Below are 16,426 nucleotides of genomic sequence, written 5' to 3'. Positions count from 1 at the left end.
CAAAAATAACTTGACAAAGTTTTCAATTTTTGATTGAAAATTTCACTTGACAATACCCCCTGTTACTATTATCATTTTTGGCACGGATAATAGTCCCTTTATTACAACTTTTGATTGTTTTTAAGCCTAAAAAGGCTTGAAAAATCGAGAGTGGTAATAAAGGGATTTTTGTTCTTATGGCACAGCATTTCCTGTTATCAGCGAACGCTCGCCGCTTGTCACTGACACAAGTGGTTGGGCTTACTGATGCAGAAATACTGGCTCTACTCAAAAAGGCCCGCTGGGGAACGGAAGATGAGCAAGTTTGCCCTCGTTGTGGTGTCCGTCATTCCGCCTATTTCATTAACACTCGCCAACAATGGCAATGTAAGCATTGCCACGCTCGCTTTTCGATTACGACTGGCACGATTTTCCAATTTCATAAACTCTCATTACGTCAGATTTTGATGGCTCTGTATTTGTTTGCCACCGAAAGCAAAGGCTTGTCCGCTGTTTCGCTTTCCCACAAGCTCAACGTGCAATATAAAACCGCTTGGGTGCTGCTGCATAAATTACGAGAGTCGCTAAATCTCACTAAAGATTTAACCCCCTTATCAGGTGATATACATTCGGACGGTTGCTATGTGAACTACTACATTCGCCCGAAGAATTTTAAACATAGACGGATAGATAGGCGAGCCAAACGCAATCAACGTAAAGACAAGGCGTGTGTAATGGTTTTCCGCCAACGAGCGGCTAATCAGTCGATTATAAAAGGGGCGGATAGAAGTATTGTGGCAATGATTAAGGAAGAAAATACCGATGACATTCTTGCTCTTACACATCGTCTAGTGGAAGCTAACAGTATGATTTGTGCAGACGAAAATGCCGCCTATGACCTACTCAACATTCATTATCGGCTGGAGCGAGTGAATCACTCACAAGAATACTGCTCGATAGACGGTATCACCAACAATCTTACTGAATCGTTTTTTGCCCGATTCAGACGAATGATTACAGGAATTCATCACCGAATCAGTAACAATTATATGATGCACTATGCCAATGAAACCGCTTGGCGGGAAGATGAACGCCGTAAAAGCGTAAAAGAGAAATTTACCCAATTACTCAACAAGTGCCTAAGTTGCCCGCCCTCACGACATTTTGTGGGTTATTGGCAAGGGAATAAAAGACCGATTGCTGTCTTTGGGATAGCGAGTTTAAGTGAAAACGAAGCACACTATCACCTAGCAATTTAATCACACTTGATAAGAGGAAATCTTATGATAACGATGTTATTTTATGCTTCTATGATGTTATACGTTTTAGCCTTTTGTGCTGTCTGCCGCCAATGCCACCAGTTAAAGGCGAGGTACACGCTGATGTTATCCATAATAATGTTGGTAGTAGGTGTGCTACTTTATCAATGGCTGTCGCACCATAAGATACTGGTATCACTCACTGATGCGACTTTAGTCGTTATGCTATTAGAGTGGGGAACGGTTGGGTTAGGTGTGGTGTATCAGTTTGGTTATTTACGCACAAAAATCGGCACTGATACACAACGTGAAATGTTATGGAATTGCCCGACTTATGCGTTGATAATCCCGTTTTTATTAAACACCTCTGTGAAAAAACAATATCACACATTTTGGCAAAAATATCACCAGCATAACAATGATGTGAGTTTTCCCTATTAGCTACAGTATGCGATAATAAATGCCCTAGACTGAAAATCAGTTTAGGGTATTTCATTTTTAAGCGGTTTCAATGAATTTGAGGTCTTTGTGCAACTGCTACATAATACCGAAAAAATGACAAAATCCAACCGCTTGTGCTTATGTTAAGCAAGCTGTTGATGGTTGCGGGAAAGTTTAATCCAGTTGTAGTAGCCGTAAATTGAGTTACATAAATACATTATATACATCACTAATAACGGTAAGCTGGTTTCCCCATTTTGGAAGTACATTGCTGCCCATAACGAAATAGTCATAATATTGACAATAATCCATAATGCCCATTGTTCACGGTATCTCAGTACCATCAAAATTTGTGCAACGATGGAGATCACAACAGTTGCTCCATCAAGTACTGCTAATGCACTCCCTAAATATTTTAATAATTCAATATAAAGAACAGTTCCTACAATGGCAGAAAATATTACAATTAGCCATTGTTTAGCGGTTAATGACTTAGCAATAACCTCTTCAGCGCCGGCATTGTTCACTGTATTCTCACGGGTCATATTCTTACGCCAAAAGTAGAACCCAATAAACTGCACCGGCACATAAACGAATAAATTCAACATCATTTCGCCATACAAATTAAAGGTATAGGAAATGTAAGCATATAATGAGACGGAAATTAAACCGAACAAATAGTTGCTGATTTTACCTTTACCCACAAAAACCACACATAAAATACCGGTAATTGCTGCAATGGTTGCAATCCACGTATCGGGCTGATAAATGAAAATTCCGATTTGGATCGCAAGAAAAGTGAGCAACCAACCTGCCTCAAATCTGGTCCAACCAGTTAAAAATTCTTGTTTTAGCTTAACTAAAATCGATGTACCGCTCATTTTTCCTCCAGATAAAGTGAACCATTCTTTCCAAATTCTAATGTATAAAAAATGAAAAATCAAAATAAGGATACCATGTGTAACAAAATGGTATGATTTTAATAACTCTTCTCATAAATACCCCCAAAAAAACTAACAAAACACCGCCTATTTACACCATAAAATCCTGATTTTATACTTTTTTCGAATCTATTTTACCAATTAATAGATGTAGCCTTCATACTTACTAATTAACATAAATAAAAGGAATGGTTTATGAATAAAATTTATCGTGTAGTTTGGAATCACGCTAAACGTACTTGGATGGTTGTTTCGGAATTATCCAGAAACGCGACAAAATCAAAAACAAACAAAACAACACCTTCAGCCACTAATGTGATTAAACTTAGTGCATTAAGCCTTGCACTTTCCGCGGGTTTTGTGAGTGCGGCTCAAGTAGATTATACCGTTACTGTAGGTAAAATTCCTGATAACTCATCTACTGCAGAATCAGGTACTACGGTAACTGCTATGGCTATCGGATCAGGTTCTCAAGTAATAGCAACAAACGCTATCGATCCAGATACAAATGCCATGACTGGCCATACAGGCAAACTTTCAACTGCGATAGGCTATAATGCAACAGCCTCTCAAGATGCATCAACAGCTTTAGGCGGAAAAGCCAATGCTTCTCTTGCTTCAACTGCTATAGGTGCAGAAGCAACGGCATCTAACCGTTCTGTAGCTGTAGGATATTTGTCAAATGCAATAGGTTTCCGAGAAGTATTTATTGGTAACCAAGCTGGTGCAAACCACGACCAAACAAGACAATATAACGTAGGTATAGGCTTCTCTGCCGGAGCTAATCTGACTGCGAGTAATACAGTCTCTATTGGTACTGGAGCAGGAGATGGCACAGCTGCTGATCATAATATTGCAATTGGTACTTACGCAAACTCAAATATAGCTGGACCATTAAATGTTATTAATACTAAAAATAATATTGCAATTGGTAGTGCATCACTGGCAAATGGTGTAAATGGTTATACCACTCCTCCTACTGACCAAAATATTCCAAACACTAACCAAGGTGGTGCAACTGCTGTAGGTGATCACGCTTCAGCAACAGGTTCAGTAAGTACCTCTTATGGTTCTACTGCTAATGCTTCTGCTATTTATTCAACAGCTATTGGAGCGAAGTCTGCTGCTTCAGGTGATAATTCAACTGCAATAGGTTATGAAGCTAAAACACCAGGTCAGGGTTCAACTGCTCTAGGTTATTATGCTGAGGCTACCAAACTGCTATCATTAGCTGTAGGTAACAAAGCACAAGCAACTAATGACTATGCATCTGCATTTGGCCGTGAATCAAAAGCATTAGGTATGTCATCAGTCGCCTTAGGTAACCGCGCGACTGCCAATGCAACAACTGCTATTGCTTTAGGTATGAGTGCAAATGTAACTGAAGGTGGAAGGAGAGCTATGGCTCTTGGTGGCTTATCAACTTCAACTGCTTTCAATGCAACTGCTATTGGATATAATTCTGCTGCAAACCACGAAAATGCGGTTGCATTAGGTAGCAATTCAATCACAGAATCTACCGTAGGTACAAATGAAGCAACAGTAAATGGAATTACTTATAGTGGTTTTGCAGGTAATTCTCCAAACGCTACTGTAAGCTTAGGTGGAACTATCATAACTACAGATAATACTGGTGCAACTGTCTCTACTACGACTACCCGCACTATTACTAACGTAGCTGCAGGTAGGATTTCTTCAGGCTCAACAGATGCAATCAACGGCTCACAACTATACTTAACCCAAGAAGCATTAGGCAATGTTGCAAGCTCAACCGCAAATATTCTTGGTGGGAATGCAGCTGTAGGCAAAAATGGTACAATATCTAACCCAACTTACACTTTAGTAAGTGGTACACCAAATGATGATGAAAACGGTAATAAAGGAACATATAATAATGTTGCTGCAGCACTAAGTGCATTAAACACTGCGGTGATCAGTCCGTTAACTTTTAAAGGGGATACAGGAACTGATGTTGTACGTCGTTTAGGTTCAGCAGTTACTATCAAAGGTGGCTCTACAGGCACATTAACCGAGAATAATATTGGTGTTGTGGCTGATGGTACCGATACTTTAACCATTAAATTAGCAGAAAAAGTTAATTTAGGAACTAATGGTTCATTAACAACTGGTAATACTGTTGTTAATAATGCAGGTGTAACTATTGCTAATGGTGCGGCCGGCAAACCGGTAAGCCTTACTAACTCCGGCTTAGATAATGGTGGCAATAAAATCATCAATGTTGCCGCAGGCGATGCAGATACTGATGCGGTCAATGTCAGTCAGCTCAATCAAGCAATCAGCAAATTCGCAACTCATTACGTCAGTATTTCAGATGACGGTATTCAACGTGCTAACTATGATAACACAGGCTCTAGCGGCGTTAACTCAATGGCTGTCGGTGTTGCAACAAGTGCTAATGGTGATCTTGCAACCGCTTTAGGTTCAGAAGCAAAAGCAAACGGTGAACGTACAACCGCGGTTGGTCCTCGCTCAACCGCTGATGGTATGAATGCAACTTCTGTTGGCTACAATGCTAATGCAAACGCAACAAATGCCTTAGCAGTTGGTTCTGCAGCCAATGCAAATGGTGATACCTCAACAGCTATTGGTACAGCTTCAGCAGCAACAGCTGCCCGTGCAACTGCATTAGGTGCTAAATCAGAAGCTTCTGGTGAAAACTCGACCGCTGTAGGTTATGAGGCAAGCTCAAGTGGTGCAGGCTCTCTTGCAGCAGGTTATAACGCAAATGCTGCAGGTACACAGTCAACCGCTTTAGGTAACTCTGCCAATGCAGGTGGAATGTGGTCAACTGCTGTGGGTAGAAATGCCAATGCCGCAGGTGGCTCTGCTATTGCTTTAGGTAACAGTGCAAATGCTGCCGGTGCGGCTTCTGTTGCATTAGGTGTTTCATCACAAGCAACAGCAACCGGTGCTGTGGCTCTTGGTCAAAATGCAAAAGCAACACATCAAGGTTCTGTTGCATTAGGTACTAACTCTGAAACAGCAGCTGCAGTTGCAACAAAAAGTGCAACTCTAAACGGCAATACATACACATTTGCAGGTACTACGCCAAGTTCAACTGTAAGTATTGGTTCTGTAGGCAATGAACGTACTTTAACTAATGTAGCAGCAGGTCGTATTTCAGACTCGTCAACCGATGCTATCAACGGTTCACAACTTTATGCAGCTTATACCGAAATTGATAGTTTAAATACTAAAGTGGATGAGTTAAGCAATGGTACTCTTACTTTTGTGGATGATGCAGGAACTGCAATTGCTCGTAAATTAGGTGATTCTCTGAACGTTAAAGGCGGTGCCGATGCTGATAAATTAACTGATGATAATATCGGTGTAGTGGCGACAGATGCTAATACATTAACAGTTAAATTAGCCAAAGACATTGATTTAACTCCTGCCGGCTCTGTAACTGTTGGCAATTCAAAACTAAACAACAACGGCTTAACCATTAATAATGGTCCAAGTGTTACAACAACAGGTGTCGATGCAGGCAAATTAAAAGTAACTAACGTAGCTGATGGTGATATTTCACCTGTTTCAAAAGATGCTGTTAACGGTAGCCAACTTTATGCTACTGCAAGCTCTGTTGCCAACGCTTTAGGTGGTGGTTCAACTGTCAATACTGACGGCACAGTCTCAGCACCAAGTTATACTGTGGTAAATGGAGCACCTGCTGCCGAAGCAAGTAAAACGGTTAATAATGTAGGGGATGCAATTACTGCATTAAATGATGCGGTAACCAGTCCATTAACATTTGCTGGTGACACCGGCACTGCTTCTAAACGTAAATTAGGCTCTACTGTTACGGTAAAAGGTGGTGTGTCTAATGAAGCACAACTAACTGATAATAATATCGGCGTTGTGTCAGACGGTAATGGCACATTAACGGTTAAATTAGCTAAAGATATTAAAGTTAATTCTATCACAGCGAAAACAGTAACTGCCGATACAGTTAAAGCCGGAGATACTACTATTGATAACAACGGGTTAACTATTGCCGGTGGTCCAAGTGTAACTAAATCAGGTATTAATGCGGCCGGAAATAAAATCACGAATGTTAAAGCCGGTACAGCAGATACTGATGCAGTTAATGTTAGCCAATTAAGAGCATCTGAGCAAAATATTAACAATAAGATCAACAATATTGACGCCAAAATCAATAGAACCGATAAACGCTTACGCGCGGGAATTGCCGGTGCAACTGCTACAGCAGGCTTACCACAAGCATATTTACCGGGTAAAAGCATGCTAGCTACATCTGGTGGCACATACCGTAATGAAGCTGCAATCGCTGTTGGTTATTCTCGTATCTCAGATAATGGTAAAGTTATCTGGAAAGTAACCGGAAACAGCAATACTCGTGGCGACTTCGGTGGTAGCCTAGGTATGGGTTACCAGTGGTAATGGCTTTAGATATCTAGTTAATATCACTGAAAAAATAGAAAACCCGGTAAAAACCGGGTTTTCTTATTTCTATATACCATTTTAATTTGAAATATAAAAATTACGTTTCCTATTTTTCCGTTATATCGCCCTTTCTTACTTCTCGGCTAACCTCACCCGAACGGGTTTCTGTGCTAACTGCGGTAGTACTCACTTTCGAAAAGGTATAATCCGCTTGGTTAAACTCGCCGGTTTGGTTATGGATAAAAAACGGACGGTACTCTTTCACCCATAACGCTGCAGCTCCGCATACCGCAACAGGCATTACCACAAGATTCACAAATGGAATCATAGTAAATAAACTTACTAAAGCACCAAAGGTAAAGTTAAGGATACGGTATTGTGATAAGGCATTTCTCATCCGCTGAAAGCTAATTTTATGGTTATCAAACGGATAGTCACAATACTGAATGGCAATCAACCAAGCACTAAACACAAAAGCCAACACAGGGACAATAGTTTGCCCTAAAACCGGCACAAAACCAAGTAAGAATAAGGCAACTAATCTTGGAATGCTATACATCATTTTTTGCCACTCACGCTTTAGCATTCTAGGCACATCTTTTAGCATAGCCATAAATGACATATCCCCCAAGGGTTCACCTGTTAATTGCAACTCTACTTTTTCTGCCAACAAAGCATTAAAAGGAGCTGCAACAAAATTAGCAAGTGTGGTAAAAGCAAAATAAAACCCAACTAGGATCATCAGAAAAATTAAAGGAATAAGTATAAAGCTAAGCCACTCTAACCAATCCGGTAGTAGCATTGCCAATAATCCTCCAATATTGGCAAAAAACGCCCAAATCAACCCTACCATTAAAACAGTGTTAATTAAAATAGGGAAAATCACAAACGGTAAAAATTGACGTTGAAGCATCAATCTCCAGCCATAAATAAAATAATGAAAGCCTAATCCAACTTGGTTTTGTGGCTCAGAAAACAATGAAGACATAATCATTCCTTATTTTTTGCAAAAATTACACAGAAATATGGTAAGCTACGCACATTATTTTCGCAAACATGAAAATGAATTTTTATTGATTATTTGATAAAGAGGACACAATGGAACTGCATATTATTTTCTTTATTCTTGCTGGTGTGCTGATTGCAGTATTAATCGGCTTTAGCTTATGGTCTGCCCGTCGTGAAAAATCTACGATTTTCTCTAATACGTTTTCAACCCGCCCTATTGCGGTACCACCATCCAATCAAGGGCTTCAAGCTAATATCCCGACTTCACTCAAACCTCAGCCTGAGGAATATCAAGCGATGTCTGTACCGGAAGAAACCCCACAACAAATCCAGCAAGAAGTGGAAAGTTCTCTGCAAAATATCAAAATCAGCTTGCCGAACGAGCCACAAGTGAATGCAGAGCCAACATTTAGTACCTACGGTCAGCAAATTTCTAATCAACAACATATCCAAAATGCTCCGGATTTTGCTAATCCAACTATTAACACTGCAATTTTACCTGAAGAGCCAAATGTAGCAGTAAATGTAGCAGTAGAGGAACAAGTTGTGGAACCTGCTACCATACAAGAAGAAAATCCGTTTGTTACACTTTATATCTATGCCCCGCAAAATGAGCCTTTCCGCGGTGATTTAGTGGTACATTATTTGGAAGAAGTGGGATTACGCTTTGGTGAACACCAGATATTCCACCGCCATCAGCATATCGATGATTTATTCAGCCCGACTATTTTCAGTGCGGCAAACTTAATGAATCCGGGTACTTTTGATTTACACAATATCGCGAATTTCTCAACTGTAGGCTTAGTGCTATTTATGCAATTGCCGTCTGAGGGTAGCGATATCGCTAATATGAAATTACTGATTAACAATGCCGAACACCTAGCTGGCTCACTTGGCGGATTCTTATACGATGACAATCAACAACCATTTGACGAGCAATCCCGCCAGCGTTATATGCAGCGTGTGATGCACTAATCACAAAACGAGTTGCAAAAAAGTTTAGAAATCCGACCGCTTGTAACAAGCGGTCTTTTTTGTAGAGAATTTTACCAATGTCTTTATCCAATCAAACAGCCTTCTCTTTTGAAGAAAACGCCACTACGGAATTATCAGAGCAAGTTGAACAACTTCGCCAAAAACTGCGTCAATATGAGTACGAATATCACGTCTTAGATAACCCAACCGTGCCGGATGCAGAATACGACCGTTTAATGAATGAGCTGAAAAATCTCGAATGGCAGCACCCCGAGCTTATCACCTCAGATTCCCCAACTCAGAGAGTAGGTGCAAAACCGCTATCGGGCTTTGCTCAAATCACACATGAAATCCCGATGTTATCGTTAGATAATGCTTTTGCGAGTGAAGAATTAGATGGCTTTTTACGCCGTATGGAAAGCTATATTAGCGAGAACCCGGGTAACTTGGAGTTTTGCTGTGAACCCAAGCTTGATGGCTTAGCAGTGAGCATTTTATATGAAAACGGCATTCTCACCCGAGCCGCAACCCGTGGAGACGGCACCACAGGTGAGGATATCACAGCGAATATCCGTACTATTCGAAATATTCCGTTAAAGCTTAATCTACAAAATCCGCCTGCTCGTTTGGAGGTACGTGGCGAAATTTTTATGCCGCAAGCAGGCTTCAATACCTTAAATGAAAAGGCACTTGCTAAAGGCGAAAAAACTTTTGCTAACCCACGCAATGCGGCTGCAGGTTCGTTACGTCAATTAGATCCGAAAATCACCAGCCAGCGACCTTTGGTGCTAAATGCTTATAGTATCGGCGTTTATGAAAGTGATGATGAGCTACCCTCTACTCATTACGATCGCCTACAATGGCTAAAATCCATCGGTTTACCGGTAAATTCGGAAATTCGTTTAGCAAAAGGTAAAGGCGAATTATTGAATTATTACGCCGATATTCAAGCAAAACGCCCACAACTCGGCTATGATATTGACGGTACCGTGTTAAAAGTAAACGATATTGCCTTGCAAGAACAACTTGGTTTTATTTCTCGCTCACCACGTTGGGCAATTGCTTACAAATTCCCGGCACAAGAAGAGATGACAATTCTAAAAGATGTCGAATTTCAGGTTGGTAGAACAGGGGCGATTACCCCTGTCGCCAAATTAGAGCCGGTGTTTGTAGCAGGTGTGACCGTCAGTAACGCTACTTTGCATAATGGCGATGAAATTGAACGCCTAGGCATTGTCATTGGTGATACCGTAATTATTCGCCGTGCCGGCGATGTGATCCCACAAATTATCGGCGTGGTGGCAGAACGTCGTCCGGAAAATGCAGAAAAAATCGAATTTCCGACCGCTTGTCCTATTTGTCATTCAGCTGTTGTGCGTGTGGAAGGCGAAGCTGTCGCCCGCTGTACTGGCGGATTATTCTGCGGGGCTCAACGTAAAGAGGCCTTAAAGCATTTCGTTTCCCGCAAAGCGATGGATATTGACGGAGTGGGAGAAAAACTGATTGAACAATTAATGACGCGTGAGTTAATCCACACTCCCGCAGACCTCTTTAAGCTTGACCACACCACCTTAATGCGGTTAGAGCGAATGGGCGAGAAATCTGCTCAAAATGCGTTAAACAGCATTGAAAAAGCGAAAAACACCACTCTTCCTCGCTTCTTGTTCTCTTTAGGGATTCGTGAAGTTGGTGAGGCAACCGCATTAAATTTAGCCAACCATTTCGGCAATTTAGAGGCTATCCGCCAAGCGACTTTCGAACAACTAAAAGAAGTGCAAGATGTGGGCGAAGTGGTCGCAAACCGTATTGTCAGCTTTTGGCAAGAACCGCATAATGTGGATGTGGTTGAAGATTTGATCGCTCAAGGTGTACATTGGCAAGATGTAGTGAAAACGGAAATTGCCGATAACCCACTGAAAGATAAAAATGTCGTTTTGACAGGCACGCTTACCCAATTAACCCGTGATGAAGCCAAAGCGTTATTGCAAAGTCTGGGCTGCAAGGTTTCCGGCTCGGTTTCTGGTAAAACCGATTATTTAATTGCGGGTGAAAAAGCAGGTTCAAAACTCACTAAAGCCCAAGAATTAGGCATTCAAATTTTAAGTGAGCAAGAGTTTATTGAACTCACAACTCATTAATATTAGCGAAATCGGCGCAAAGCGAGTAAAATGCAAGCGGTCGTTTTCCAGAAAATTTTACAAAGGGATAGAATATGGCAATTTTAGTCACAGGTGGTGCAGGCTATATCGGTTCACATACTGTTGTTGAACTGTTAAACGAAAATCGAGAAATTGTAGTGTTAGATAATCTTTCTAACTCGTCTGAGGTTTCACTTGAACGCGTAAAACAAATTACCGGCAAAAGCGTAAAATTCTATCAAGGCGATATTTTAGATCGCGCAATGTTACGCAAAATTTTTGCTGAAAATCAGATTGAATCAGTCATCCACTTTGCCGGCTTAAAAGCGGTAGGCGAAAGCGTACGTGAGCCACTACGTTACTATCAAAATAATGTAACAGGCTCTATCGTGTTAGTGGAAGAAATGCTAAAAGCAAATGTAAATACCATTGTATTTAGCTCATCTGCAACTGTTTACGGCGATCCACAAGTGATTCCGATTGTCGAATCTTGTCCGGTTGGCGGTACAACCAACCCTTACGGCACCTCAAAATACATGGTCGAACGCATACTTGAAGATACAGTAAAAGCCTTCCCACAATTAAGTGCGGTAATCTTACGCTACTTCAACCCGGTGGGGGCTCACGAAAGCGGCTTGATTGGTGAAGATCCAAACGGTATTCCAAACAATTTAATGCCGTTTATCAGCCAAGTAGCTGTAGGTAAACTACCGCAGCTTTCTGTCTTTGGTGGTGATTACGATACCCACGACGGCACCGGCGTACGTGATTATATCCACGTGGTCGATTTAGCATTAGGTCATTTAAAAGCCTTAGATAAACACCAAAATGATGCCGGCTTGCACATTTATAATTTAGGCACAGGCACAGGTTATTCGGTGTTGGATATGGTAAAAGCCTTTGAAAAAGCGAATGGCATCACTATTCCATATAAAATTGTCGATCGCCGCCCGGGAGATATTGCCGTTTGCTACTCCGCCCCACAAAAAGCCCTTACTGAGCTGGGCTGGAAAACCGAACGCGGCTTGGAACAAATGGTGAAAGAAACTTGGAATTGGCAAAAAAATAACCCAAATGGTTATAAGAGCTGATAAAACTCTTCATCTCAACACATAATGTAAAGAGGTATGGTTAGCTAAAACCATACCTCCTTCTTTTAAAATGATATCGACTAAGGGCGAACGCCTAAGGTGTGGCAAATGGCATAAGTTAACTCACTACGATTTAAAGTGTAGAAATGGAAATCGTCCACCCCTTCACGGGATAACACTTTCACCATATCCATTGCAATACTTGCTGCCACTAAATTACGGGTGGTTTGATCATCGTCTAACCCCTCATACATTTTCCCCATCCAACTTGGAATTTTCACATTAGTAACCTTAGCCATTTTTTGTAATTGTTTAAAATTCGTTACCGGCAAAATTCCCGGCACAATTTCACAGTCAATACCGATAGCCACACAACGATCACGGAAACGTAAATAACTCTCTACATCAAAGAAAAATTGCGTAATTACATGGTTTGCACCTGCATCAATTTTACGTTTTAAATTCAGTAAATCAGCCTGTGCCGATTTTGCTTCAGGGTGAACTTCCGGATAAGCCGCTACGGAAATATCAAAATCCGCCACCGATTTTAATAATGCCACTAAATCAGACGCGTAAAATAGCTCTTTGTTGTACCCTTGCGGCACATCACCACGCAAAGCCACAATACGGCGAATGCCGCTATCCCAATAATCTTTAGCGATGACTTTTAATTCTTCCGGACTGGCATCAATCCCCGTTAAATGTGGAGCAGAAATAATCCCTGTTTTATCTTGAATTGATTTTACAATGCTATGAGTCCTATCACGCTCGCCTGAATTAGCACCATAAGTTACTGAAACAAACTTCGGCTTTAATGGGCTTAATCTATCAATTGACTCCCAAAGCATCGTTTCCATCTTTTCATTTTTAGGCGGAAAAAACTCAAAAGAGACATTAATTTTATGATTAATATCTGCAATATGTTGATTTAATGCATCAATTTGTGTTGCATAATTCATAAGCCAAGCTCCATGTTATTTATTAATATTCCTATAAAAAGATTAGTTGGATTCTATAACAAACAAAATTAAAAAAACAACAACTCCCAAGCTTTTGGGTGATGTTATTATTTCAATTTAATTATTAAAAATTTTCATAAACTCTCGATTTTTATATTGATTTTATTATTGTATAATGCCCACAAATTACACTAAGGAACTTAAAAATGAACAAAAATTTAATCACAGCTGCACTACTTGCCGTGTTGCCAAACCTTGCTTTTACTCAAACAAAGACAACTCAACTAGACGAAGTGAAGGTCTACTCTGCTTATGCTACCCCAATCAATCAAGATAAAACCGCTTCCAGTGTCACAGTGTTAACCGAAAAAGATTTCGCCGCACGCAATGCCACTTATGTGAGTGATGTGTTGAAGACCGTGCCGGGAGTGGCAATTGGGGCAACTGGTGGACGTGGAGCTGTAGCCAGCCTATTTTTGCGTGGCTCAAACTCAAATCATACGCTTGTAGTGATTGATGGGGTAAAAATGAATCCGGCTGATACTAATTTCAGCTTTGGCGGATTAAGTTTAAGTAATGTTGAACGTATTGAAGTCCTACGAGGTGAGCAATCTGCTTTATGGGGAAGCGATGCGGTTGGCGGTGTAGTATATATCACCACTAAAAAAGGCTTGTACAAAGATAAAGCATTTAACGTAGATTTTGATTTAGGTACAGGCTCACACGGTACTTATGATGGTTCTGTTACTGTCTCAGGTTATCAAAATCATTTTTACTATGCATTAAACGGTAACAGCCATCGTACTCGTGGTATTTCGGTCACCAGCCAAGACAAATTTAGCTATCGTGCCAAAGACGGTAATACTATCCAAACCGGCGGTGCAACCGAACGAGATAAGTTCCACAGCGATAATGTTTCTCTACGTTTAGGTTATGATGACAGCCACAAGGGAGTTGAAGTCTTGGCTTCTCGTGCTTCTCAATCTTTCCATAATGATAAAGTGACGGTAAATAAATTATCTAATACCTTATACTCTTCCTCTGAAAATCTCTCTGCAAATACTCTGCGTAACCGTGAAACCTTATTTAAATTAAGCGGTTATTTGGGCAATGAACAAGAGTTATTCACGCATAAAATCAATGTGAGCCAATTAAAACTAGATGGAGACAGATTTGATGCAACAGCTTGGTCTAACAAGCAAAGTAGCAAGGATTGGAAAAAATATAACGCAAATTATCAAATAGATATTAATTTTGATCGTGAAGGTGAAGTGCAACAAGCAGTGAGTTTATTAGCGGATTATCAACGTACAACCTATACGGCAACTGATTATAATGGTGTTAAAAAGCGTTTATCGGAAAAAAGTTTAGCAACCGAATACCGCTTATTTACCGAGCAAGATCACAGCCTGTCTCTAAGTGGGCGTTTTATTGATAACAGCAATTATAAAAATGCTTGGACAGGTAGAATTGCTGGTGCATATCGTCTGTTACCAAACGCACGCATCCACGCAGGATTTGGATCTGCTATTCTTAATCCAAATTTAATGGAGTATTACGGCTGGAACAGTAAATATTTAGGCAACACTGCCTTAAAACCTGAAAAAAGCCTTGGTGGAGATATTGGTGTATTGTTCGAAACTGCGGATAAACAACAAAGTTTAGATATTACCTATTTCAGCCGTCACGTAAAAAACTACATTGATAGCCGAGAAGTAAGCTGTAATCCTTTAACTTATGAATGTATCTATCAAGCGTTTAATGCAGACAAAAAAGCAAAAATTAAAGGGGTAGAATTGGTTTATCAAGGTAAATTAACACAAGATTTGAGTGTATTCGCTAACTACACCTACACGGATATTGAGCTAGATAAACAAAAAGACCAATATGGCAAAAATTATCTACGCCGTCCAAAACATAGCGCTAATGCCGGATTAGCTCATCAAATTACCGAAAAATTGGGTTCAAATTTGAACATTTCTTATGTAGGAAAACGTGAAGATATGTACTATGGACCATATCCGTATCAAGTATCTGTAAAACTGCCATCTTATACTTTGGTTAATATCGGCACAAATTACCAGTTCAACAAACATTTAAATGTTTATATTAATTTGAACAATCTGTTTGATAAAAAATATGAGAATGTATTGGGCTACGGACAAGACGGTCGTAACGTTTATGTAGGCTTAAAAGGTTCGTTCTAACTAAAAACGGGCGGGTTAAAACCCGCCCCTACTTTTGGGCACTCCCAACGTCTATGCAAAAAACCGCCAAAATTCTGACTACACTTTTGCTTACTGCCACCGCACAAGCCGAGCAATTTATCTCGCTCAATTTGTGTAGCGACCGCCTGCTGCTGGAACTTGCCGAACCTCATCAAATTGCCGCCCAATCGGTCTATTCCAATAACCCGAAAATGATGTTGGATAAGCTGAATTTAGACAAACCGCGCCTCAAGCCCGAACTGCCGGCATTATTGCCCTATGCGGATAAAACCATTCTCGTCAACACGCTTTTCTACCCTGAGCTTGCCGAACGGCTAACCCAATTCGGTTTTAAAGTTGTGCCACTTAACGACAACCCGCAAACCGCAGAAGAGCTGTTTGCATTGATTTTACAACTGGGCGAACTGACCCAAAATCAAGCTAAAGCGGAAGCCTTAGTCGCAAAACTGCGTTTGCAAAAAATCCCTGAAAAACGACCGCTTGCAGACACAGTGATCCTCTCGGAAACCGGCTTGGCGGAAATGCACCAACCACAATACCAAACGTTGCTCGCATTACTCGGGTTAGAGCCGGTCAAAATTCCACTTCCAGAACGGAATTTTTCCTTGGAAAAGCTAATTCAAAGCCAACCGCACCAGCTCATTCAACTCACCGACAATCAAAGCTACAACGCTCAAGCTGAATGGCTACATCACCCGACTTTGCAAAAAATCTTCGTAAACCGACCGCTTGTATCACTTCCGATGAAATACACCTACTGCTTCGACCACGGTGTTTGGCAGGGGGCGGAGTTGATTAAAAACAAATTATCCGTAGGGGCGGGTTTTAACCCGCCCGAAAAGGATAATATCGACTAGGAATAAACAATGAATAATAAGCCTATACGAAAACGCCTGCGATTACCATTTTATGAATATGCTCAATATGGTTGTTATTTTGTGATGAAAATGATAAAAGGGCGAGCAGGTTTTGCATATCGACA

At 40.7% G+C, this 16,426-nt stretch carries 11 protein-coding genes; 8 read left to right on the top strand and 3 right to left on the bottom strand.

Annotated elements, in window-relative coordinates; translation table 11 throughout:
- The first annotated feature begins 176 nt into the window (after nucleotides 1-176).
- Both A4G16_RS00840 and A4G16_RS10930 read left to right on the top strand, forming a co-directional pair.
- A complete protein-coding gene (locus tag A4G16_RS00840) occupies nucleotides 177-1,238 on the top strand; it encodes an IS1595 family transposase (RefSeq protein ID WP_165888287.1) in 1,062 nt (353 codons plus the stop codon).
- Nucleotides 1,239-1,262: 24 nt separating this feature from the next.
- A complete protein-coding gene (locus tag A4G16_RS10930; RefSeq protein ID WP_237052378.1) occupies nucleotides 1,263-1,679 on the top strand; it encodes a hypothetical protein in 417 nt (138 codons plus the stop codon).
- A gap of 143 nt (nucleotides 1,680-1,822) precedes the next feature.
- Here the strand turns inward: A4G16_RS10930 and pnuC are convergent, their stop codons facing one another.
- Nucleotides 1,823-2,560: a nicotinamide riboside transporter PnuC gene (gene pnuC / locus A4G16_RS00830; RefSeq protein WP_027075163.1), complete on the bottom strand. Its 738-nt coding sequence runs from the start codon at nucleotides 2,558-2,560 to the stop codon at nucleotides 1,823-1,825.
- A 255-nt stretch (nucleotides 2,561-2,815) separates the two neighbouring features.
- Here pnuC and A4G16_RS00825 point away from each other — a divergent pair, with 255 nt between their 5' ends.
- On the top strand, nucleotides 2,816-7,042 hold the full coding sequence (locus tag A4G16_RS00825) for a YadA-like family protein (protein ID WP_165888286.1): 4,227 nt from the start codon (nucleotides 2,816-2,818) through the stop codon (nucleotides 7,040-7,042).
- Nucleotides 7,043-7,151: 109 nt separating this feature from the next.
- Here the strand turns inward: A4G16_RS00825 and cysZ are convergent, their stop codons facing one another.
- Entirely contained in the window at nucleotides 7,152-8,033 is an 882-nt protein-coding gene (gene cysZ / locus A4G16_RS00820) for a sulfate transporter CysZ (RefSeq protein WP_165888285.1), read from the bottom strand.
- Nucleotides 8,034-8,143: 110 nt separating this feature from the next.
- Here cysZ and zipA point away from each other — a divergent pair, with 110 nt between their 5' ends.
- From zipA to galE, 3 genes are all read left to right on the top strand, one after another.
- Nucleotides 8,144-9,028: a cell division protein ZipA gene (gene zipA, locus A4G16_RS00815; RefSeq protein WP_165888284.1), complete on the top strand. Its 885-nt coding sequence runs from the start codon at nucleotides 8,144-8,146 to the stop codon at nucleotides 9,026-9,028.
- Nucleotides 9,029-9,105: 77 nt separating this feature from the next.
- Nucleotides 9,106-11,166, top strand: coding sequence for an NAD-dependent DNA ligase LigA (ligA, locus tag A4G16_RS00810; protein WP_165888283.1), 2,061 nt, complete (start codon nucleotides 9,106-9,108; stop codon nucleotides 11,164-11,166).
- 74 nt (nucleotides 11,167-11,240) lie between these two features.
- Nucleotides 11,241-12,257: a UDP-glucose 4-epimerase GalE gene (galE, locus tag A4G16_RS00805; protein WP_165888282.1), complete on the top strand. Its 1,017-nt coding sequence runs from the start codon at nucleotides 11,241-11,243 to the stop codon at nucleotides 12,255-12,257.
- An 80-nt stretch (nucleotides 12,258-12,337) separates the two neighbouring features.
- Here galE and metF read toward each other — a convergent pair whose 3' ends face one another.
- Nucleotides 12,338-13,216 carry a methylenetetrahydrofolate reductase gene (metF, locus tag A4G16_RS00800; RefSeq protein ID WP_165888281.1) on the bottom strand — a complete coding sequence of 293 codons (879 nt, stop codon included), beginning with the start codon at nucleotides 13,214-13,216 and terminating at the stop codon, nucleotides 12,338-12,340.
- A gap of 206 nt (nucleotides 13,217-13,422) precedes the next feature.
- Between metF and A4G16_RS00795 the strand changes: the two genes are divergently transcribed.
- Entirely contained in the window at nucleotides 13,423-15,423 is a 2,001-nt protein-coding gene (locus A4G16_RS00795; RefSeq protein WP_165888280.1) for a TonB-dependent receptor plug domain-containing protein, read from the top strand.
- Nucleotides 15,424-15,476: 53 nt separating this feature from the next.
- Nucleotides 15,477-16,301 carry a helical backbone metal receptor gene (locus tag A4G16_RS00790; RefSeq protein WP_165888279.1) on the top strand — a complete coding sequence of 275 codons (825 nt, stop codon included), beginning with the start codon at nucleotides 15,477-15,479 and terminating at the stop codon, nucleotides 16,299-16,301.
- Nucleotides 16,302-16,426 lie beyond the last annotated feature (125 nt).

This window comes from Mannheimia granulomatis, from assembly GCF_011455695.1.
GTDB classification, from domain to species: Bacteria; Pseudomonadota; Gammaproteobacteria; order Enterobacterales; family Pasteurellaceae; genus Mannheimia; species Mannheimia granulomatis_A.
Note: the sequence above shows the minus strand (reverse complement) of the source record. Positions and strands in the feature narration are given on the sequence as shown.